A 21,133-nucleotide genomic window follows, 5' to 3' on the forward strand; every position below is an offset into this window, starting at 1 on the left:
GAATCAGGCCAGGCGGCGCACCGGGTCTTGAACGCTGTTGCGGTACGCGGCCGGAGTAACCCCCGTCACGCGCTTGAACCAGCGGGTCAGGTGGGCCTGGTCGGCGAAGCCGACGGCGCCCGCGACCTGTGCCGGGCTCACGCCGGCGGCGAGCAGGTCGCGAGCCGCGCAGACGCGTTCGAGCACGAGCCAGGTGTGCGGCGGAAACCCGGTCGCCTCCCGGAAGACGCGCAGCATGTGGAACGGCGACAGCTCCACACCCGCCGCCAGCTCCCGGAGCGTGGGCGGGCAGCGCAGGTCGGCGGCGAGCCGGTCGCGGATCGCGGCGATCTTCCGCGCGGCGGCCGGGTCCGAGGCGCGGACCGGCTTCGGCCCGGCGCGTTCCCGGCCGTGCCGCCGGATGACGGCCTCGAACGCCCACGCGAGCTTCGACTGGGCGGCGAGCGGGTCGGCGCCGGCCGTGAGCGCCTCGTGCGCGGCGCGGATCAGGTGCACGGCGCGCGCGTCGTGGACGACCGCGTCGGGAAACGCGGGCCGGGTCGCCCGGCCGTCGAGCAGCATGGCCTCGCTGGGGTACAGCACCCGGTAGGACCAGCCACCCTCCGCGGCGGCGCGGCCGTCGTGCGGCTCGTCCGGCTCGAGGATGGCCAGGCTCCCCACGCCCGCGCGGTGCGTCTCGCCGCGGTAACGGAACTGCTCCACGCCGGCGACCGCCACCCCGATGGCGAACGTGGCGTGGGTGTGCCGGGTGAACACGTGGCGCCGGTATGACGCGGTGAGCAGGTCGAGCGCGAAGCGGCCGTCGTCGACCCTCGTCCAGGTGGCCGACTCCGTCATGCCGCGACGCTATACCCGGGTGGTGAGCACCGCCGCGCGGCTGACCGCGGCGCCAGCCGACCACTCCGTTCCGTCAGGACGGTTGAGGACGCCGCGGGTGACCCGCTTGGCGATCGCGGTGACGAGGCGGCGGGGGCGGCGCGGGCTGAGGTGGGCACCGAGCGCAGCGCCAGGCTGAAGTTGAGCACGAACGTCTTGGCGGCCGCGTAGGACGCGAAGTAGGGCGACGGCTGGAAGCCGGCCGTGGAGCCCACGTTGATCACCCCACCGTCGCCGCGGGCCAGCATCGCCGGCACGAGCAGCCGGGTGAGGGCGACGACGGACACCACATTGACCATCAGCTGGTCGGTGTCGCGGCCGGCCGGGATCTCCTCGAACCGCCCGGCCGTGCCGATTTCATCGGCCGCCGGTTGACGTCGCATCGCGATTAGCGGTCCTTCATCCAGGCATTTCCGCAAGGCTGCGGGAAAAGCGCGGATCCCGCGCCGAAATACGTATTTCGACCCCGCTGGTTCGACCCTCTCATGCGGCCACTGAGGCAGCTCTCATCCCTAGCCCGCCTCCGTGGGGTGAGCGTGGCCCGCCGTTCCGGCCGATCGGGCCCCCAGGCGGTCCGCCGTGCGTACGTTGGCGGGATGTCTGACGCCGCACCACCGATCGTCGTCGGCTTCGACGAGTCCGACGGTGCCCGCGCGGCCCTGCGTTGGGCGATGGACGAGGGTGCCCGCGGCGGCGCGCCCGTCGACCTGGTGTACGCGTTCGACTGGCCGGTGATGGACGGTGCCGCGAGCCTGGCCCCGGCGGTCTGGCCCGACTACGGCGCCCGTGACGAGGCGGGCAAGGCCGTCACCGCCGCCGTGGCGCAGACGCACGAGCGCCACCCCGACGTGGCGGTGACCGGCGCGGTGGTGGCCGGCGCCGCCACCGCCGTGCTGGTGGAACGCTCGCACCGGGCCCGCCTCGTGGTGCTCGGCGGGCGCGGCGCCGGCGGGTTCGCCGGGCAGTTGGTCGGTTCGACGAGCGTCAGCGTTTCGGCGCACGCGCGCTGCCCGGTCGTCGTCGTACGCGGGCGGGAGCCGGCCGCCGGCGCCCCGGTCGTGGTCGGTGTCGACGGGTCCGACCAGGCGCTGCTGGCGGTGGAGTTCGCGTTCGCCGCCGCGGCCGGCCGGGGCACGAGCCTCCAGGTGGTGCGCGCCGGAGATCAGCCCGCCCACGTCGACGCCGCACGGGCGGAGACCGCGGGGCTCGTCAGCGCCTGGCGGGACACGTACCCCCAGGTCCCGGCGAGCGTCCACGTCGTGGCCGGCTCGGCCGCGGCGGCGCTGGTCGAGGCGAGCGGCGGCGCGCAGCTCGTCGCGGTCGGGTCGCGGGGCCGGGGTGGCTTCCGCGGCCTGCTGCTGGGCTCGGTGAGCCAGCAGCTGCTGTACCACGCCGACTGCCCGGTCGCCGTCGTCCGCGCACTGCCGACCTGAGCCGACCCCGACACCTCCGGCAACGCGCCACAGCCGTGTCCGCGCGCTGCCGACCTGAGGGCACGCGCCGCGGCTCAGGTGTTGCGGCGACGCAGGGTGAGGTATCCGGCGAGGGCGACCACCGCCCACACCGCCGCCACCGCCGTCTGGAGCGTCAGGGCCCCGGGCGCCAGCCCGTCGACCGTCGCCCGTGCGGTGGGCAGCAGCGGCGGGGCCAGCCACGGCACCGGCGAGTCCTTCGTGCCCACGACGAAGGCGAGCGCCGTGCAGCCGGTCAGCACCGCTAGCCCGCGGGCGGCGTTGCCCACCGCGGCCCGGCTGGCCAGCGCGCCCAGCAGCACCGCGGGCGGCACCAGCAGCAGGTGCGCCCACACACCCGTGACCACGCCGGACGCCACCGAAGGGCCGGTGATGCCGCCGAGCGGCCACGGCAGCGCCAGCGCGATCGCGACCAGGACGAGCGCCGGCACCAGCGCGGCGAGCAGGCCCGCGGCGGTCTCCCGGGCCAGCCCTCGGGCGGCCACTGTGGACAGCTGGCGCTGGGTGTCCGGCTCGACGTTGAAGAGGATCTGGGTCTGCCAGGCCACCACCGGGAAGAGGACCGCGGCGGAGAACCCGTACGCCTCGGCGGCCTGCGCCTTCCCGCCGCCGTAGATGACGCCGAGCACGACCAGGAGGATGAGCAGCGGGGCGAGGGCGCGGCCGGTGCGCAGGAACGCGGCGAGCCGCAGGCGGACGAGAGCGCTCATGACGGCGTACGCACCCCCAGCACCCGGTGGCCGGCGGCGCGCAGGTCGACCAGGGCGGCGTCGACGTCGGCGACCGCGACGGCCACCTCGATGACGCACTCGACGGCGTCCACAATGGGCGACGAGAGCACGCCGTCGGCCAGCTCCCACGTCCGCACGTCGGGCAGGGAGGAGACCTCGCCGAGGTGGTCGCTGATCAGCACCCGCCCGCCGCGCGCCAGCACCTCCGTCACGACCATCGGGATCTCCAGCCGGGTGGCCGCGTCCAGCCCCTCCCACGGCTCGTCCAGGATCAGCAGGTCGGGCCGGTGCACAAGGCCCTGGATCAGGCCGACCTTCTGCGCGGAGCCCTTGGACAGCTCGGCCAGCGGGTGGTCGAGCAACCCGTCGAGGTGCAGCCTGGCCGACCAGTCACCCACCGCGCGGAGAGCGTCGGCCGGCGCCAGGCCGTGGACCGCGGCCATCCCCATCAGGTACCGGCGGGCGGTGAACGGCTGGTCGGCCGGGAACCGCTCCGGCACGTACCCGACGCGGGGCGGCCGGTCGCGGACCGCGCCCCGCTGCGGGCGCAGCAGCCCGGCGGCGAGCTTGAGCAGCGTCGACTTGCCCACGCCGTTGCGGCCGACCACCGCGACCGCCTCGCCCGCCGCCACCGACGCCTCGACGCCGCGCAACACCCACGGCTCACCCCGGCGGTATCGGAGCCACACTCCGTCCAGTCGCACCGCTCGATGGTGCCACGAGCAAGACGATCTTGCCCCGACCGTGGCCCTTCTCCAGTTCGCGATGGGCTTGGGCCGCCTGTTCCAGTGGATACGTATGCCGGACGTGGAAGCGCAGCTCGCCCTTGGCGTAGAGCTCCGCGAGCGACGCGAGCCGCTCCGCGGACCGCACCCCCTCGACCACCCGGACGCCCAGCTCGGCGGCCCGGCCGTGCTCGACCAGCGTGATGATCCGCCGGCGGTCGGCCACCAGCGCCAGCGACGCCTCCAGCGCCTCCCCGCCCGCGCCGTCGAGCGCCGCGGTCGCACCGCCGAGCGCGCGCAGCCGCTCGACCAGGCCGTCGCCGTACGCGACCGGCGTCGCCCCCAGCTCGCGCAGGTAGTCGTGGTTGTCCGGCGCCGCCGTGCCGATCACCCGCGCGCCGGCCCGCACCGCGAGCTGCACCGCCATCGTGCCGACCGCGCCGGCCGCTCCGTGTACCACCAGGGTGTCGTCTTGGGAAAGGGCGAGCGCCTCGAGCGCGAGTGACGCGGTCTGCGCGCCCGCCGTGAAGCCGCCGGCCACCTCCCACGGCATCGTCTCCGGCTTGGGCGTCACGTGGCCGGCCGGCACCACCACGTACTCCGCGTAGGCCTGCACCTGGCCGAAGCCCAGCACCTCGTCGCCGGCGGACACCCCCGTGGCGCCCGCCCCGACCTCGTCGACCACACCGGCGAACTCGTTGCCCGGGATCCGCGGCAGCGGCGACGTCACGCCGGGTGGCGTCCAGCCAGCCCGCACCGCCAGGTCGTAGGGCTGCACGCCGGCCGCCCGCACGCGCACCCGCACCTCGCCGGCACCCGGCCGCGGAGTGTCCACCTCGGACACCCGCAGCACCTCGGGCCCACCGAACTCACTGAATATCGCCGCTCTCATGGGATCGAGTCTCGAACCTCAACCCCGCTAGAGGTCAATCACCCGCGCTCTATGAGGTGGCCCACAACGGCCGGGCCGAACATCGCGGCGCCGGACGCGTCGCGCCGCGGGTCGACCTCGGGCAGCGTCACCGGCTCGCCGCTCCCGCTGGCCGCCGCCGGCCGCGGCCCCACCCAGGCGAGGGCGAGCCGCCGCTCACCCTTGAGGAACCGCTGGGCGCGCACGCCGCCGGTCGCCCTTCCCTTGGTGGGGTACGCCGAGAGCGGAGTGACCTTCACGCTGCCGCCCGCGGACGTGACCACCATCGGGTCGCCGTGGTCGGGGTCGTCGGTGCGCACCGCGCCGAAGAACACCGCGTGCGAGCCGGCCGTGAGGTTGATGCCCGCCATGCCGCCGCCCTTGAGGCCCTGCGGCCGGACGAGGCTCGCCGGGTAGTAGAGCAGCGAGGCGTCGGAGCTGACGAACGCGAGCACCTCGGCCCCGTCGGTGAGCCAGGTGGCGCCGACCACCTCGTCTTCCTCGCGGAGCGTGATCACCTCGAACTCGTCGGAGCGCACCGGCCACTCCGGCGCGCACACCTTCACCACGCCCTGCTTGGTGCCGAGCGCGAGGCCCGGCGAGCCCTCACCGGTCAGCGGGGCGAGGCCGATCACCGTCTCCCCCGCGCGCAGCGGCACGAGCTCCGAGGCGGACATGCCGCCGCTCAGCGAGACCGTGCCGGTCTGCTCGGGCAGCACCGGCAGCGGCAACACGTCGGTCTTGAACGCCCGCCCGTGGCTGGTCACCAGCAGCACGAGGCCGCGGGCGGTGGTGTGCACCACCGCCCGCACGCTGTCGTGCTTGACCCGGCCGCGGCGGCTGCGCCCCTCGGGCGCCTCCTCCGACTCGACCGCGGTGCGGGCCACCAGGCCGCTCGCCGACAGGATCACCTGGCACGGGTCGTCGCCGACCTCCAGGGGCCCGGACGGCACCGACGCGGCGAGCGTCTCCTTCAGGTCGCCGTCGATCAGCGTGGTGCGCCGCTCGGCGGTGAACTCCTTCGCCACCGCGGCGAGCTCGTCGGAGACGACCTTCTTGAGCACCTGGTCGTCGTCGAGGATCGCGGACAGCTCGGCGATCTCGGCGCGCAGCTTCTCTCCCTCGGCCTCCAGCTCGATCCGGTCGAACTTGGTGAGCCGGCGCAGCGGGGTGTCCAGGATGTACGTCGCCTGGATCTCGGAGAGCTTGAACTGGCTCATCAGCGCGTCCTTGGCCGCCTGCGCGTTTTCGCTCGCCCGGATCAGCCGCACCACCTTGTCGATGTCGATCAGCGCGATGAGCAGGCCGTCGACGAGGTGGAGGCGCTCCTGCCGCTTGCGCCGCCGGTATGTCGTGCGCCGCGTGACCACCTCGTACCGGTGGGCGAGGAACACCTCCAGCAGCGCCTTGAGGCCCAGCGTCTGCGGCTGGCCGTCGACGAGCACGAGGTTGTTGACGCCGAACGACGACTCCAGCGGCGTCAGCCGGTAGAGGTCGGCGAGCAGCGCCTGCGGGTTGACGCCCACCTTGCACTCGATGACCAGCCGGGTGCCGGCCTCGCGGTCGGTGAGGTCTTTGACGTCGGCGATGCCCTGAAGCCGCTTGGTGCGGTTGACCTCCTCGGTGATCCGCTCGATCACCTTCTCGGCGCCCACACCGTACGGCAGCTCGGTCACCGTGATCGCCTGCCGCCCGCGGCTCCCCTCGAGCGGCCCGATCTCCACCTTGCCGCGCATGCGCACCACACCGCGGCCGGTCTCGTACGCCTTGCGCACCTCGTCGAGGCCGAGCAGCAGCCCGCCGGTCGGCAGGTCGGGCCCGGGCACGAACGTCATCAGCTTGTCGAGCGTCGCGTCCGGATGCTTGATCAGCCACCGCGCGGCCGCGACCACCTCACCCAGGTTGTGCGGGATCATGTTGGTGGCCATGCCGACCGCGATGCCCGAGGTGCCGTTGACGAGCAGGTTGGGGAAGGCAGCCGGCAGCACGGTGGGCTGCTCCAGCGAGCCGTCGTAGTTGGGGTAGAAGTCGACCGTGCCCTCGCCGAGCTCCCCGACGAGCAGCATCGCCTCCCGCGACATCCGCGCCTCGGTGTACCGCGAGGCGGCCGGGCCGTCGTCCGGGCTCCCGAAGTTTCCGTGCCCGTCGACGAGGGGGGCGTTGAGCGAGAAGTCCTGCGCCATCCGCACCAGGGCGTCGTAGATCGCCCCGTCGCCGTGAGGATGGTACTTTCCCATGACATCGCCGACAATTCGTGCACTCTTCACATGAGGCCGCTCGGGGCGGTGGCCCTGCTCGTACATCGAGTAGAGGATGCGGCGGTGCACCGGCTTGAGGCCGTCGCGGGCGTCCGGGAGGGCGCGGGAGTGGATGACCGAGACCGCGTACTCCAGATAGGAGTCTTCGACCTCCTGGACCAGCGGGTTGTCCAGGACGTTCGCGCCGGCCTGGTCGAACGCGGACAGGTCCACAGTGGACCCTTTGTCCTTGCGGCGTGCCATGTGCTTGCGTCTCCCTCTACGCGTCGATGGCGTCGCGGTCGACGCGCGCCGCCTGGTCGATCAGCCACGCGCGGCGCGGCGGCACCGCGTCGCCCATCAGCAGGTCGAGCACCCGCTCGGCCGCGTCGACGTCTTGCATCGTGATGCGGCGGACCGAGCGGGTGGCCGGGTTCATCGTGGTGTCCCACAGCTCGTCGGCGTCCATCTCGCCGAGGCCCTTGAACCGGGGCACCGGCGTGACCACCTGCTTGCCGGCCTTCTCCAGCTTGGCGACCGTGCTCTCCATCTCCGCCTGCGTGTACGTGTAGATCGTCTTCGGGTCGCGGCCCTTGGTGGTCACCTTGTGCAGGGGCGGCATGGCGGCGAAGAGACGGCCGGCCTCGATGGCCGGGCGCATGTAGCGGGCGAAGAGCGTGATCAGCAGCGTGCGGATGTGTGAGCCGTCGACGTCGGCGTCGGCCATGATGAGGATGCGGCCGTAGCGCAGCGAGCCGAGGTCGAAGGTGCGGCCCGAGCCGGCGCCGAGCACCTGCACGATCGCCGAGCACTCCGCGTTGTCGAGCACCTGCTGGAGGTTGGCCTTCTGCACGTTGAGGATCTTGCCGCGGATCGGGAGCAGCGCCTGGTACTCGGACGAACGGGCCAGCCGGGCGGTGCCGAGCGCGCTGTCGCCCTCGACGATGAACAGCTCGCTGCGTGCGACGCCGCTGGAGCGGCAGTCGACCAGCTTCGCCGGCATGGACGCGCCTTCCAGGGCGGTCTTGCGGCGGGCGGCGTCCTTCTGCTGCTTTTGGGTGAGGCGCACCCGGGCGGCGTCGACGATCTTTTGCAGGACGGTGCGCGCCTCGGCCTTGGTCTTGCGCGCGTCGACCCAGCCCTTCAGGTGTTGCTCGACCACGCCCTGGATGACCCGGGTGATGCCGGCGGTGGAGAGCTCGTCCTTGGTCTGCGAGGTGAACTGCGGCTCGGGGATGCGCACGTGCACGACCGCGGTCATGCCTTCGAGCACGTCGTCGAGGACCGGCGGCTCCTCCTTGGGCTTGAGCAGGCCGCGGGTATTGCGCACGGCCTCGACCAGCGCGCGAGTGGCGGCCCGCTCGAAGCCCTTGCGGTGGGTGCCGCCGTGCACGTTGCGGATGGTGTTGGTGAAGCACTCGACCGTGCGCTCGTAACCGGTGCCCCAGCGCAGCGCGACCTCGACCTCGGCCTTGCGCTCCACGTTGGACTGCATCACGCCGTTTTCGTCGGCGGCGTTCTCCCGGTACGAGCCTGAGCCGTGGATCAGGACGGTGCCGCAGACCGGGCGGTCGCCGGCCGGCGCGAGGAACTCCACCATGTCGGAGAGCCCGTTGGGGAAGTGGTAGGTGTCCTTGCCGCCGGCGTGCTTGAGCACGTACGTCACGGTGGGCACCAGGAACGCGGTGTGGCGCACCTTGGCGCGCACCGCCTCCACGTCGAGCGCCGCGCCGGTCTCGAAGTAGCGCGGGTCGTGCCAGTAGCGGATGGACGTGCCGGTGGGCTTGCCGGCGCGCAGCCGGCCGGTGACCCGCAGCCCGCTCTCCGGGGTGAACGGCGCGTCCGGGCCGTCGCCGTCGAAGACGCCGGGCTCGCCGTAGCGGAACGACATCTCGTGCACCTTGCCGTCGCGGCGGACGGTGACGTCGAAGCGGCTGGCCAGCGCGTTGACCGCGGAGGCGCCGACGCCGTGCAGGCCGCCGGAGGTCTTGTAGCCCGAGCCGCCGAACTTGCCACCCGCGTGCAGCCGGGTCAGGACGAGCTCGACGCCGGACAGGCCGGAGCGGGCGTGGACGTCGGTGGGGATGCCCCGCCCGTCGTCGTCGACCTGCACCGACCCGTCCTCGTGCAGCGTCACCTCCACCTTGGTGGCGTGGCCGGCCACGCCCTCGTCGGTGGAGTTGTCGAGGATCTCGTTGACCAGGTGGTTGACCCCGCGGCTGTCGGTCGAGCCGATGTACATGCCGGGGCGCTTACGGACGGCGTCGAGCCCCTCGAGGTGCGTGAGGTCGTCCGCGCCATAGAGGGTCTCGGTCACCTTGCTGCTCCCGGATCGTGCGGCTATGTCGCGGCCAGCGTAACGGCCGGCCCCGACAACACCCGTCACGAACCGCCAGTGACGGCCACCACCTGCCCGTTGACCCCGGTGTTCGCGGCCGAGCCGAGGTACACCACGGCGTTGGCGACCTCGGCCGCGTCCAGCAGCCGCCCCAGCGGGCTCAGCGCCGCGTAGGCCTCACCCACCGCGTCCACGATGTGCGTATTCGTCTCGGTACGTATCAGGCCGAGCATGGCCACATTGGACAGGATGTCGCCGTCCCGGCCCAGGTTGAACGCGACCGAGCGGCTGAACCCGTGCAGGGCCGCCTTGGCCGCGCCGTAGTACTCGCCGCCGGCCATGCCGTCGGTGGCGATGCTGGAGGAGACGTGCACCAACCGGCCGAACCGGCGCTCCCGCATCGCCGGTGCGACCGCCCGGGTGAGCCGGATGGCGCCCTCGATGTTGGACCGCACCATGGCCAGCCAGCCGTCGTCGGCCAGCCCTTCGAACGGGCCTTCCCACAGCGTGTCGCCGCCCCAGTGGACGGCGTTGTTGACCAGCACGTCGATCCGCCCGGTGCGGTCCAGCACCGCGCGGACCAGGTCGGTCGCCGAGTCCGGCTCGTCCAGCGCGTACCGGACCGCCTCCGCGCCGGTCTCCTTGGCCAGCTCCTCGGCCGCCGCTTTCGCCGAGTGGTAGGTCAGCACCACGTCCGCGCCCTCGGCGGCGAAGCCGCGGGCGACGTACCGCCCGATGCCTCCGGTGGCGCCCGTCACGACGACGGTGCGCCCAGCGAGTCCCAGATCCATGTCGTTTCCCCTTTCGGTCTCCCCCCAACCTCGCCGCCGCCGGACGCGGTAGGGAGGCCGGCGTGAGGGTGGCCCCGCGGGGGACACCCTCCGCCCGCCGGCCGTCGATAGGCTCGAAGGCATGAGTGAGCTGGGCGATTACCTCCGCGGCCGCCGCGAAGCCGTCACCCCGGCCGAGGTCGGGCTTCCGGAAGGACCCCGCCGCCGGACCCCGGGCCTGCGCCGGGCCGAGCTCGCCACGCTGGCCGGGGTGAGCATCGAGTACCTGACGCGGCTGGAGCAGGGGCGTGACCGCCACCCGTCGCCGCAGGTGCTGGGCGCGCTCGCGGACGCGCTCCGGCTCGACGTCGACGAGCGCTTCCACCTGCACCTGCTGGCCAAGCCCGGCGGCGGGCCGATCTGCTCCGCACGGGCCACGCCGGCGAGCACGGTGCGGCCGACCGTGCGGGCGCTGCTCGACCGGCTGGAGCCGGCGCCGGCCTACGTCGTCAACCGGCTCGGCACGCTCATCGCCCACACCGAGGGGTACCGGCGGCTGGCCGGCCCGGTCGGGCTGCTCGACGGCGACCCGCCCAGCCTGCACCGCTTCCTGTTCACCGACCCGCGGGCCCGCACCGCGTACCCGGACTGGGAGCGCCGGGCCGACGAGGCCGCGGCGGCGCTGCGCTTCGAGTCACGCGGCGGCGGCGACGAGCACACGCGGGAGCTGGTCGACTGGCTGAGTGTGGCGGCGGGCGCGGCGTTCATCCAGCGGCTGGAGCGGCCGCCGGCGCTGGCCCGCAGCCGCGGGGTCCACCACCTGGTCCACCCGGACGGCGGCGAGCTGCGCTTGGCGTACGAGACGCTCGACCTCCCGGCCGGCGACTACCAGCAGCTCGTCGTGTACCTGCCGGCGGACGAGGCGACGGAGGCCGCACTCGACAAGATCACCGGCCGCCGGCCGGGGGCACTCCGACCCGTGGCGTGACAGCGACCACTTTTTGGTAGCAGCTTGTTTTTGGGAGTTACTCTCATTTCATGGCTTCTATCAAGTCACGCTGGTGGGCGCTGGCCGCGCTCGCCCTCGCCACGCTCGCGATCGGGCTCGACGCCACCGTGCTGAGCGTGGCGCTGCCGACCCTGTCCCGCGACCTCGACGCGTCGACCGGCGACCTACAGTGGTTCACCAACGCGTACCTGCTGGTCATGGCGGCCGCCCTGCTGCCGGCCGGCATGCTCGGCGACCGGTTCGGGCGCAAGCGGATGCTGCTCGGCGCGCTCGTGCTCTTCGGCGCCGCCTCGGCCGCGTGCGCATACGCCACCTCGACCGGCCAGCTCGTCGCCGCGCGGGCGTTCCTCGGCCTCGGCGCGGCGGTGCTCATGCCGCTCACCGCGGCCGTGCTGACCGTGCTCTTCACGCCGGACGAACGCCCCCGCGCGCTGACCGTGTGGGTCACCGCGAACGCGCTGGGCATCCCGCTCGGCCCGCTGGTCGGCGGCTGGCTGCTGGACAACTTCTGGTGGGGGTCGGTCTTCCTGATCAACCTGCCGCTCGTGGCGGTCGCGCTGCTCGCGGTCGGCACGCTGGTCCCCGAGTCGCGGGCCGACGAACGCCGCCGCTTCGACCTCGCCGGCGTGGCGCTCTCCACGGTCGGGCTCGTCACGCTCGTCTACGGCGTGATCGAGGCCGGCGAGCGCGGCTGGGGCGACACCCGCTCGCTGCTCATGATGGTCACCGGCGCCGTGGTGCTGGTGGCGTTCGGAGTCTGGCAGCGCCGCGCCCGCCAGCCGCTCGTCGACCTCGCGCTGTTCCGTTCGCGCGGCTTCACCTGGGGCGCGATCCTCGCCACGGTCGCGACGTTCACGATGTTCGGGCTGCTGTTCACGCTCCCCCAGTTCTTCGGCACGGTGTACGGCACGGACGCGTTCGGCACCGGCCTGCGCCTGCTCCCGGTCATCGGCGGGCTCATGGTCGGCGCCCGGGTGGCCGGCCGGGTCGCCGAGCGTGCCGGCGCCAAGGCGGTGGTCGCGGCCGGCCTCGCCGTGATGGCCGTCGCGCTCGCCGCCGGCGCCACCACGAGCGCGGACACCGGGTACGGCTACGTCGCCGCGTGGGTGTCCGTGGCCGGCCTGGGCCTCGGCTTCGCGATGCCGCCCGCCATGAACGCCGCCCTCGGCGCGCTCGAGGCCGACCGCAGCGGCGTCGGCTCCGGCCTCATCCAGGCGATGCGGCAGGTCGGCAGCGCGATCGGGGTCGCGGTGCTCGGCACCGTGCTCAACGCGGCCTACCGCGACGGGCTGCCCGCCGGCACCGAGGACGCGGTGCGCAAGAGCGCCGCCGGCGGCGTCGAGGTGGCCAGCCGGCTCGGCTCGCCCACGCTGCTGGAATCGGTGCGCACGGCGTTCGTTCACGGGATGGACGCCACGCTCGCCCTCTCCGCGGCACTGGCGGCGGCCGGCGCGGTGCTCGCGCTCGTCTTCCTGCCGGCGCGGCCCGCGCCAGGAGCGCCCCGCGACGGCGAGGCGGCCCGGGAGCCGGCAGAATCGACGGCATGACGGCTGCTTCCGACCTAGGCGACCGTAGGAATCCCGGCCTGCGCGAACGCAAGAAGGCCAAGACGCGTGCCGCCATCCAGCGGCACGCGTTGCGGCTCTTCCAGGAGAAGGGGTACGCGGCGACGACCGTCGACCAGATCGCCGAGGCGGCCGAGATCTCGCCGAGCACGTTCTTCCGCTACTTCCCCACCAAGGAAGACGTCGTCCTGCTCGACGGCTGGGACCCGATGTTCGTCGCGTCCGTCCTCGCCCAGCCACCCGAGATGGGCCCGGTGGCCGCCATCCGCGCCGCGATCCGCGAGGTCGTCGCGCGCATGTCCGCCGAGGAATGGGAGGCCGAGCGGGGGCGCCAGGAGCTGGTCCGCATGGTGCCCGAGCTGCGGACCCGGCTGCTACAGCAGTACGTGGACGCGATCGACCTGCTGGCCGGCGCCATCGCCGAACGGGCCGGCCTGCCGGCCGACGACTTCGCGGTGCGCGCCATGGCCGGCGCGGTGATCGGCGTGTCGCTGGCCGCCGTCCCGCACGTGCTGGGCGGCACCCACGATCTGATCGACTACGACCGCGTCGACGAGGCGCTCGCCCTGCTGGAGGCCGGGCTGCCGCTGCCGGGCAAGGCGTAGCCGGCGCGGCTTGTCGCTAGGACGCCTGGCGGACGGGCATGTCGGCCAGCCACACGCCGGCCAGGTCGCTGAGGGGCACGTCGAGGGCCTGGCTGAGGCAGACCACGGTGCCGAACGCCGGCGCGGGAAGGCGGCCCGCCTCGATCTTGCGCAGGGTCTCAGGGGAGATGCCGGCCGCCACGGCCACCTCGGCGAGGCTGCGGCTGGCCCGCGCGGCGCGGAGGGCGGCGCCGAGGCGCTGGCCGGCTGCGATCTGTGCGGCCGTGAGCGGTTGGCGAACCATGGCAGCAGGATAGCCCCCCGTAGCCGCCCCGACCGGGCGTGGTATAAAAATACCGCACAGGGGAGAGGGAGGTTGTCGTGATCGAGCTCAAGTCCGCCGAGGAGATCGGCCGGATGGCGGTGGCCGGCCAGTTCGTCGGCGAGCTGCTCGCCGAGCTGAGCGGCGTCGCCGCGGTCGGCGTCAACCTGATGGACCTCGAACACCACGCCCGCCGCCGGATCAAGGAGCGCGGCGCCGAGTCCTGCTACTGGGACTACGCCCCTTCGTTCGGCCGCGGCCCGTTCCGCAACGTGCTGTGCCTGTCGGTCAACGACGCGGTGCTGCACGGCCTGCCGCACGACTACGTCCTGCGGGACGGCGACCTGCTCAGCATCGACATGGCGGCCGGCATCGACGGCTGGGTCGCCGACTCCGCGCTCTCCGTCGTCGTCGGCACCCCCGACCCGGCCGACCTGAAGCTGATCGAGGCCACCGAGGTCGCGCTGGCGGCCGGCATCGCCGCCGCCCGGCCCGGCGGCCGGCTCGGCGACGTCTCCGCCGCGATCGGCGAGGTCGCCCATTCGTACGGCTACCGCGTCAACGCCGAGTTCGGCGGCCACGGCATCGGCCGCACCATGCACGAGGCCCCGCACGTCGCCAACGACGGCCGACCCCACCGCGGCATGAAGCTCGAACCCGGCCTCACCATCGCCATCGAGCCCTGGTTCTGCCGCTCCACCGACAAGATCAGGTACGACCGCGACGGCTGGACGATCCGCTCCGCCGACGGCTCCCGCACCGCCCACTCCGAGCACACGGTCGCCGTCACCGCCTCCGGGCCCCAGGTGCTGACCCGACGCCCCGATCACGGCGCCACGGCGGCCGACCCCACCAAGAAGCCCGCGACAGCGTCCTGAGCTGCGCCGTATGCGAAGTTCGCCTGGTGGCCGCCCGCTGGATCGGTGGTGTCCGCTGGCGTGACAGTCGGGCCGGATCCACCCGTGGCAGGGCATCCTCGCCGGGCTGGCGCTCGCCTTCGGCCTCACGCTGCTCATCGAGCTCGGCCGCTACCTGATGGGTCGCCGCGCGCGCACCAGGGCCAAGCAGACCGCCTAGAGGGCGGATCGGGTCTTGACGAGTGTGCGGTGGGGCCGCAATAGTTAATCAACTTGCCTAACGGTTGGACGACGGAGGGGTTGATGACGCGGCTGGCCGGCTCCTCCAAGCTGCTCCGGGCGATGAACGAGAGCGCCACGCTCGCGCTCCTGCTCGACCGGGGCACGCTCACCCGGGGCGACCTGCGCGAGCTCACCGGCCTCTCCAAACCCACGACGTCCGAGGTCATGCGGCGCCTCACCGACGCCGGCCTGGCCGTCGTGGTCGGCCACACGAGCGGTGGGCCGGGCCCGAGCGCCGAGATCTACGCGGCCAACCCGGCCGCCGGCCACGCCATCGCGATCTCGGTACGGGAGACGCAGCGCCCCCACCTCGCCGCCGTCCTCTGTGACCTGGCCGGCGCCGAGGTGGCCCGGTCCGAGGTCGCCGTGCCGACCGACCCGCTGCCGGCGGTGGCGGGGCTCGTCGACGACCTGGCCCGCCAGGCGGGTCTCGTGCCGGGCAGCGTGCGGCTCGTCCAGCTCGCCCTCCCCGGCTCGTACGACGCGGCCGCCGGCGTCATCCGGCACATCGACGTGCCCGGGTGGGACCGCCCGGGGCTGGTCGCCGACCTCGCCATCCGGCTCGGCGCCACCGTGGCGGCGGACAACGACGTCAACCTGGCCGCCATCGCCGAGCGCCACCACGGGGTGGCCGGCGACGCGGAGAGCTTCGCGCTGGTGTGGTTCTCCGGCGGCCTCGGCCTCGCCATCGACCTGGGCGGCACGCTGCTGCGCGGATCGCGTGGCGGGGCCGGTGAGATCGGGTACATGCCGGTCGGCCTCGGCCGCGGTGCCGACCGCACCGACCTGACCGACCTGGTCGGCGGCCCGGCGGTGCTCGCGCTCGCCGCGGCACACGGCATCGACGCACCGACCCCGGAGGCGGCGGTGGCCGCGGCTTCCGCTCCGTTCCTCGACGCGCTCGCCGAGCGCATCGCCTACGGGCTCGCCGCCGTCGCGGCCGTGCTCGACCCGCCCCTCATCGTGCTCGCCGGCGACGTCGGGCGGGCCGGCGGCGCGGCGCTCGCCGACCGGGTCACCGCCGCGCTGCACGCCAACACGCCGCTCGACACCGCGATCGCCGTCACCGGTGTCGCCGACGACCCCGTGCTGCTCGGCGCCCAGGTCGCCGCGCAGCAGGCCCTCCGCGAACAGATCATCACCACCCTCCGGGACACCGCCCCGGCCGCATAGAAATCCCCCCATCCCGCCGGATCACCCCCACCGGAAGGAGCGCTCCACCATGCCCTCATTTAGTCGAAAAATGATGGTAATTGCCGCCATAACGCTTGTCTCCGCCTGCACACCGGGCGAGACCGAGAAGCCGGTCGCCTCTCCCGGCACCGAGGCCTCCGGCACCGTCGAGTTCTGGCACTTCTTCACCGACCGCGAGGCCAAGGCGATCGACACGATCGTGGCCGACTTCAAGGCCGCCCACCCGAAGATCGAGGTCGTGGTCAAGTCCGGCCAGGACGACACCAAGATGCTCCAGGCCATCGGCGCCGGCCAGGGCCCCGACGTCGGCCTGTCCTACTCCACCGACACGGTCGGCAAGTTCTGCGCCAGCGGCGCCTGGCTCGACCTCAAGCAGTACATCGAGCGCGACGGCGTCGACCTCGGCAAGCTCCCGCCGACGGTGCGCAGCTACACCGAGTTCAAGGGCCGGCGGTGCGCGATGCCGTTCCTCGCCGACACCTACGGCTTCTACTACAACAGGACGCTCCTCACCGAGGCCGGCATCGCCGCCCCGCCCAAGACGCTGACCGAGCTCACCGACGCGGCCAAGAAGCTCACCAAGCGCAAGCCGGACGGCACGATCGAACGGGCCGGCTTCCTGCCGCTGTTCGGCTTCTACGAACACTCCCCCTCGCACCTCGGGCCGGCGGTCGGCGCCAAGTGGCTCAACGACGACGGCACCAGCGCGATCGGCTCCGACCCGGCCTGGCTCGAGCTGCTCAAGTGGCAGAAGGACCTCGTCGACTGGTACGGCTACGACAAGCTGGAAAAGTTCCGGGCGAGCCTGGGCGACGAGTGGTCCGCCGACAACGCGTTCCACAAAGGACAGGTCGCGATGATGGTCGACGGCGAGTACCGGATCGCCTTCCTGCGCGACCAGGCCAAGGACGTCAAGTTCGGCACCGCGCCGCTGCCGGTCAGCGACGCCCACCCGGACTGGTACGGCGGCGGCTACGTCACCGGCAACGTCATCGGCGTCTCCAAGACGGCCAAGAACCCGGAGGCCGCGTGGGAGCTGATCCGCTACCTCACCACCGACACCGGCGCGATCGTCAAGCTGGCCAACCTCATCAAGAACGTGCCGAGCACCACCGACGCGCTCGCCGCACCCGGGGACCTGGGCAACGACCCGGACTTCAAGGTGTTCCTCGACATCTTCGCCCACCCGCACACGTCGACCACCCCGCCCAGCGCGGTCGGCCCCGCCTACGAGGAGGCGCTGTCCACGTTCCTCCAGAAGTACCAGGCCGGTAAGGGCGGCGACCCCGGCCCGGGTCTCAAGGACGTCGACAAGCAGATCAACCAGCTCGTCCAGCTCGCCGGCTGAGATGACGACCCTCGCTCGACGCCGCAGGCGGGACCGGCTCACCGTGCTGAGCTTCATGGCGCCGGTCCTGCTCGGCTTGCTCGTCTTCCTGGTGTACCCGCTCGTCGCCAGCGTGTACTTCTCGTTCACCACGTTCGACCTGGTGAACGCGCCGCGCTGGGTGGGGCTGCGCAACTGGGAGCACCTCTTCCAGGACCCCAACGTGCGCACGGCGGCGGGCAACACGCTGTGGCTCGTCGCGGTGCTCGTGCCGGCGCGGATGCTCGGCGCGCTCACCACCGGCATGCTGCTGGCCCGGTTCAAGCGCGGCGCCGGCCTGTACCGGACGCTCTTCTACCTGCCCGCGCTCGCCCCGCCGGTGGCGGCGACGCTCGCGTTCGTCTTCCTCTTCAAACCCGGCACCGGCCCGGTCAACTCGCTGCTGGCCGACATCGGCGTCCAGGGTCCACTGTGGTTCAACTCGCCGGATTGGGCCAAGCCGTCGCTCGTCCTGTTGGGGCTGTGGGGGATCGGCGACCTGATGATCATTTTCCTGGCCGCGCTGCTCGACGTGCCGAAGGAGCAGTACGAGGCCGCCTCGCTCGACGGCGCCAACGCGGCGCACCAGTTCCGGTACGTGACGCTGCCGAACATCGCGCCGGTGGTGCTCTTCGCCGCGGTGACCGGGGTGATCCAGACGTTGCAGTACTTCACCCAGGCGGCCGTGGCGGCCAGCGTCGCCTCCGGGCAGGCCACCACCGGCGGCGGGATCTCCTCCACGTTCGGCTACCCGGAAGGGTCCACATTCACCTATCCACTGTGGCTGTACGTGGCCGGCTTCCGGTACGGCGCGCTCGGCTACGCCAACACCCTCGCGGTCGTGCTCTTCGTCGTCGCGGCCGCCGTGACGGTGGTGCTGCTGCGCCGGTTCCGGAGCTTCCTATGAGGCTGGCTTTCGTAGCCCGGCACTCGATCGCGATCGCGCTCGGCGCGATGTTCCTCTGCCCGATCGTGTTCCTCGCATTGACGTCCTTCATGTCCAGCGACCAGTCGCTCACCTCGAACCTCTGGCCCACGTCGTGGCATCCGGGAAACTACGTCGAGGTGTTCCAGCGCACCCCGCTCCCCCGCTACCTGCTCAACACCGCGCTCTACGCCACCGGCGCCACGCTCTTAATGCTGCTGGCCAGCGTGCCGGCCGCGTACGCGCTCGCCAAGCTGCGGTGGCGCGGCCGGACGACGGTCTTCGTGGCGATCGTGTGCATGATGATGCTGCCACCGCAGGTGACCACCGTCCCGCTGTACCTGATGTGGGCCGACTACGGGCTCACCGGCTCGCTGTGGCCGCTGGTGCTGCCGATGCTGCTCGGCGACGCGTTCTCCATCTTCCTGCTGCGGCAGTTTCTGCTCACGATCCCGGACGAGTACCTCGACGCGGCCCGGGTGGACGGCTGCGGCGAGTGGCGGACGCTGCTGCGCGTGGTGCTGCCGATGGCCCGGCCCGGCATCGCCGCCGCGGCCATGTTCCAGTTCTTCTACGCCTGGAACGACTACTACGGCCCGCTCCTCTACACCAGCGAGAACGAGTCCGCGTGGACGCTCTCGCTGGGGCTGGCCTCGTTTCGCACGCTCCACGCCGTCCAGTGGAACATCGTCTCGGCGGCCACACTGCTCACCATGGTGCCCATCGTCGTCGTCTTCTTCTTCGCGCAGAAGGCGTTCGTACAGGGCGTGACACTCACGGGGGTCAAGGGATGAAGATCGCGGTCGTCGGCGGCGGCTCCACGTACACGCCGGAGCTGGTCGAGGGGTTCGCCCGGCTGCTGCCGGACGCGTCGCTCCACCTCGTCGACCCGGCGGCGGAGCGGCTCGCGGTCGTCGGGCCGTTCGCGCGGCGGCTCAACCCCCGCGTCTCCTGGACCACCGACCTGGGCGAGGGGCTCGACGGCGCCGACATCGTGGTGATCCAGCTGCGGGTCGGCGGGCAGAAAGCCCGGATCCACGACGAGACGTTCCCGCTGGCGTGCGGCTGCGTCGGGCAGGAGACCACCGGCGCGGGCGGGCTGGCCAAGGCCGTGCGCACCGTGCCGGTGGTGCTCGACATCGCGTCGCGGGTCGCGCCCGGCACGTGGATCGTCAACTTCACCAACCCGGTCGGCATCGTCACCCGCGCGCTGCTCGACGCCGGCCACCGCGCGGTCGGGCTGTGCAACGTGGCGATCGGCTTCCAGCGCCGCTTCGCCGGGCTGCTCGGCGTGCCGCCCGAGGCGGTCGACCTCGACCACGTCGGGCTCAACCACCTCACCTGGGAGCGGGCCGCCTATGTGGACGGTGTCGACCGGCTGCCCGCGCTGCTGTCCTCGTTCGGGGCGGAGCTCGCCGCCGAGGTGCGGCTCCCGCCGGAGGTGCTCGCCACGCTCGGCAACGTCCCCTCGTACTACCTGCGCTACTTCTACGCCCACGACGAGGTGGTGCGGGAGGAGACCGGCCGGCCCACCCGCGCGCACGAGGTGGCCCGGATCGAGGCCGAGCTGCTCCGGCTCTACGCCGACCCGGCGCTCGACGAAAAGCCGCCACTGCTGGGCCAGCGCGGTGGCGCCTTCTACTCCGAGGCCGCGGTCGGCCTGATCCACTCGCTGACCACCGGCGACGGCGCGCACCACTCGGCCAACGTCCGCAACAACGGCACCCTCCCCTTCCTGCCCGACGAGTCGGTCATCGAGGTGACGTGCGCGGTGTCCACGGACGGCCCGGTGCCCAGGCCGGTGACGCCGGTAGGCCCGGCGCTTTCCGGGCTCATCGGCGCGGTCGCGGCCTACGAGGAGCTGGCCGTCGCCGCCGCCATCCACGGTGGACGGTCCCGGGTGTACTCCGCGCTGCTCGCCCACCCGCTCGTCGGCCAGCACGCGCTCGCCGACGCCCTGGCCGACGAGGTGCTCGCGTGACGCGGCTCTACGTGGCCGTCGACGGCGGCGCGACGAAGACCGACGTGGTGCTCGGCACCTCGGCCGGCGAGGTGCTCGCCTCGGTACGCGGCCCCGCCTCCAGCCCGCACTACGTCGGCGTGCCCGGCTGCGTCGCGATCGTCGACGCGCTCGTCGACGAGGCACGCGCGGTGGCGCGGCTGGACAGGGACACGACGCTCGACCGCGCCGAGGTGTACCTCGCCGGCGCCGACCTGCCGGTCGAGGTGGACGTGCTGCACAAGGCGGTCGGCGAGGCCGGCTGGGCACGCGAGCACCGGGTCGACAACGACACGTTCGCGCTGCTGCGGGCCGGCACCGACGCCCGCGACGCGATCGCGGTGGTGTGCGGCACCGGCATCAACTGCCTCGGCCGCGACGCCGCAGGCCGCACCGCCCGCTTCCCCTCGCTGGGGCAGATCAGCGGCGACTGGGGCGGCGGCGAACACCTGGCCGCGCTCGCCCTCTACCGGGCCGCGCGCGGCGAGGACGGCCGGGACGGCCCCACCGCGCTGAGCGCCGCGGTCGCCGCCCACTTCGGACGGTCCACGGTGGAGGAGGTCGCCGCCGGCCTGCACCTCGACGAGATCCCCAAGGAGCGGATCGCCGAGCTGTCGCCGGTGCTCTTCGCGGTCGCCGGCGCCGGTGACCCCACCGCCCGCCGGATCGTCGCCCGGCAGGCCGGCGAGATCGTGGCGCTGGTCCGGGTGGCGGCGACCCGGCTCGACCTGCGCGACGTCCCGTACGCGGTGGTGCTCGGCGGCGGCGTGCTCGCCGCCCGGCACCCGTTGCTGATGGACGCGGTCGAGGAGGGCATCGCCGCCCACTCTCCACACGCGACACTGACGCTGCTCGCCGCCCCGCCGGTGACCGGCGCCGCCCTGCTGGCACTGGACGCCTTCGGCGCACCGCCGCCGGCGGGCCGGTCCCTGCGGGCGGCGCTCAGCACCGCGCCGTAAACCCGCCGCCGG

General features: G+C 73.0%; 20 protein-coding genes. 11 read left to right on the top strand and 9 right to left on the bottom strand.

The window, feature by feature from the left end; translation table 11 throughout:
- Positions 1–3: 3 nt before the first annotated feature.
- Positions 4–837 carry an AraC family transcriptional regulator gene (locus tag ACTMTJ_RS03450; RefSeq protein WP_441214563.1) on the bottom strand — a complete coding sequence of 278 codons (834 nt, stop codon included), beginning with the start codon at positions 835–837 and terminating at the stop codon, positions 4–6.
- Entirely contained in the window at positions 834–1,259 is a 426-nt protein-coding gene (locus ACTMTJ_RS03455; protein WP_441214564.1) for an SDR family NAD(P)-dependent oxidoreductase, read from the bottom strand. The genes ACTMTJ_RS03450 and ACTMTJ_RS03455 overlap by 4 nt, the downstream gene beginning before the upstream one ends.
- A 213-nt stretch (positions 1,260–1,472) precedes the next feature.
- Here ACTMTJ_RS03455 and ACTMTJ_RS03460 point away from each other — a divergent pair, with 213 nt between their 5' ends.
- Positions 1,473–2,309 (top strand): universal stress protein, encoded by an 837-nt coding sequence (locus tag ACTMTJ_RS03460; RefSeq protein WP_441214565.1) that lies wholly within the window; start codon positions 1,473–1,475, stop codon positions 2,307–2,309.
- Positions 2,310–2,383: 74 nt separating this feature from the next.
- Here ACTMTJ_RS03460 and ACTMTJ_RS03465 read toward each other — a convergent pair whose 3' ends face one another.
- From ACTMTJ_RS03465 to ACTMTJ_RS03490, 6 genes are all read right to left on the bottom strand, one after another.
- On the bottom strand, positions 2,384–3,058 hold the full coding sequence (locus tag ACTMTJ_RS03465; RefSeq protein ID WP_441214566.1) for a hypothetical protein: 675 nt from the start codon (positions 3,056–3,058) through the stop codon (positions 2,384–2,386).
- A complete protein-coding gene (locus ACTMTJ_RS03470; protein WP_441214567.1) occupies positions 3,055–3,783 on the bottom strand; it encodes an ATP-binding cassette domain-containing protein in 729 nt (242 codons plus the stop codon). Before ACTMTJ_RS03470 ends, ACTMTJ_RS03465 begins: the two co-directional genes overlap by 4 nt.
- Positions 3,743–4,696: an NADP-dependent oxidoreductase gene (locus ACTMTJ_RS03475; protein ID WP_441214568.1), complete on the bottom strand. Its 954-nt coding sequence runs from the start codon at positions 4,694–4,696 to the stop codon at positions 3,743–3,745. Before ACTMTJ_RS03475 ends, ACTMTJ_RS03470 begins: the two co-directional genes overlap by 41 nt.
- Before the next feature lie 38 nt (positions 4,697–4,734).
- The gene (locus tag ACTMTJ_RS03480) at positions 4,735–7,215 is read right to left on the bottom strand and encodes a DNA gyrase/topoisomerase IV subunit A (RefSeq protein WP_441214569.1); all 2,481 of its coding nucleotides are present in this window, start codon (positions 7,213–7,215) and stop codon (positions 4,735–4,737) included.
- A gap of 16 nt (positions 7,216–7,231) precedes the next feature.
- Positions 7,232–9,268, bottom strand: coding sequence for a DNA gyrase/topoisomerase IV subunit B (locus ACTMTJ_RS03485; RefSeq protein WP_441214570.1), 2,037 nt, complete (start codon positions 9,266–9,268; stop codon positions 7,232–7,234).
- 65 nt (positions 9,269–9,333) lie between these two features.
- Positions 9,334–10,080, bottom strand: a complete 747-nt coding sequence (locus tag ACTMTJ_RS03490) for an SDR family NAD(P)-dependent oxidoreductase (protein WP_441214571.1) — start codon at positions 10,078–10,080, stop codon at positions 9,334–9,336.
- A 121-nt stretch (positions 10,081–10,201) separates the two neighbouring features.
- On the opposite strand from ACTMTJ_RS03490, the gene ACTMTJ_RS03495 reads away from it, so the two are divergent.
- From ACTMTJ_RS03495 to ACTMTJ_RS03505, 3 genes are read left to right on the top strand one after another with little or no spacing between them, the layout of a single operon-like run.
- The gene (locus tag ACTMTJ_RS03495; protein WP_441214572.1) at positions 10,202–11,047 is read left to right on the top strand and encodes a helix-turn-helix domain-containing protein; all 846 of its coding nucleotides are present in this window, start codon (positions 10,202–10,204) and stop codon (positions 11,045–11,047) included.
- Positions 11,048–11,097: 50 nt separating this feature from the next.
- Complete coding sequence (locus ACTMTJ_RS03500; RefSeq protein ID WP_441214573.1) at positions 11,098–12,615, top strand: DHA2 family efflux MFS transporter permease subunit; 1,518 nt, start codon at positions 11,098–11,100, stop codon at positions 12,613–12,615.
- Positions 12,612–13,238, top strand: a complete 627-nt coding sequence (locus ACTMTJ_RS03505; protein WP_441214574.1) for an acyl-CoA-like ligand-binding transcription factor — start codon at positions 12,612–12,614, stop codon at positions 13,236–13,238. Before ACTMTJ_RS03500 ends, ACTMTJ_RS03505 begins: the two co-directional genes overlap by 4 nt.
- A 16-nt stretch (positions 13,239–13,254) precedes the next feature.
- Here the strand turns inward: ACTMTJ_RS03505 and ACTMTJ_RS03510 are convergent, their stop codons facing one another.
- Complete coding sequence (locus ACTMTJ_RS03510; protein ID WP_441214575.1) at positions 13,255–13,521, bottom strand: helix-turn-helix domain-containing protein; 267 nt, start codon at positions 13,519–13,521, stop codon at positions 13,255–13,257.
- 77 nt (positions 13,522–13,598) lie between these two features.
- Here ACTMTJ_RS03510 and map point away from each other — a divergent pair, with 77 nt between their 5' ends.
- From map to ACTMTJ_RS03545, 7 genes are all read left to right on the top strand, one after another.
- Entirely contained in the window at positions 13,599–14,417 is an 819-nt protein-coding gene (map, locus tag ACTMTJ_RS03515) for a type I methionyl aminopeptidase (RefSeq protein WP_441214576.1), read from the top strand.
- 282 nt (positions 14,418–14,699) lie between these two features.
- Positions 14,700–15,851, top strand: coding sequence for an ROK family transcriptional regulator (locus tag ACTMTJ_RS03520; protein ID WP_441214577.1), 1,152 nt, complete (start codon positions 14,700–14,702; stop codon positions 15,849–15,851).
- Positions 15,852–15,921: 70 nt separating this feature from the next.
- Positions 15,922–17,220: an ABC transporter substrate-binding protein gene (locus tag ACTMTJ_RS03525; RefSeq protein WP_441214578.1), complete on the top strand. Its 1,299-nt coding sequence runs from the start codon at positions 15,922–15,924 to the stop codon at positions 17,218–17,220.
- Between the two features lies 1 nt (position 17,221).
- Entirely contained in the window at positions 17,222–18,145 is a 924-nt protein-coding gene (locus ACTMTJ_RS03530; protein ID WP_441214579.1) for a carbohydrate ABC transporter permease, read from the top strand.
- Complete coding sequence (locus ACTMTJ_RS03535; protein WP_441214580.1) at positions 18,142–18,957, top strand: carbohydrate ABC transporter permease; 816 nt, start codon at positions 18,142–18,144, stop codon at positions 18,955–18,957. The genes ACTMTJ_RS03530 and ACTMTJ_RS03535 overlap by 4 nt, the downstream gene beginning before the upstream one ends.
- Complete coding sequence (locus tag ACTMTJ_RS03540; protein ID WP_441214581.1) at positions 18,954–20,144, top strand: family 4 glycosyl hydrolase; 1,191 nt, start codon at positions 18,954–18,956, stop codon at positions 20,142–20,144. The genes ACTMTJ_RS03535 and ACTMTJ_RS03540 overlap by 4 nt, the downstream gene beginning before the upstream one ends.
- Positions 20,141–21,121: an N-acetylglucosamine kinase gene (locus tag ACTMTJ_RS03545; RefSeq protein ID WP_441214582.1), complete on the top strand. Its 981-nt coding sequence runs from the start codon at positions 20,141–20,143 to the stop codon at positions 21,119–21,121. Before ACTMTJ_RS03540 ends, ACTMTJ_RS03545 begins: the two co-directional genes overlap by 4 nt.
- Positions 21,122–21,133 lie beyond the last annotated feature (12 nt).

The sequence above is a fragment of the Phytohabitans sp. LJ34 genome, from assembly GCF_052068095.1.
Classification (GTDB): domain Bacteria; phylum Actinomycetota; class Actinomycetes; order Mycobacteriales; family Micromonosporaceae; genus Phytohabitans.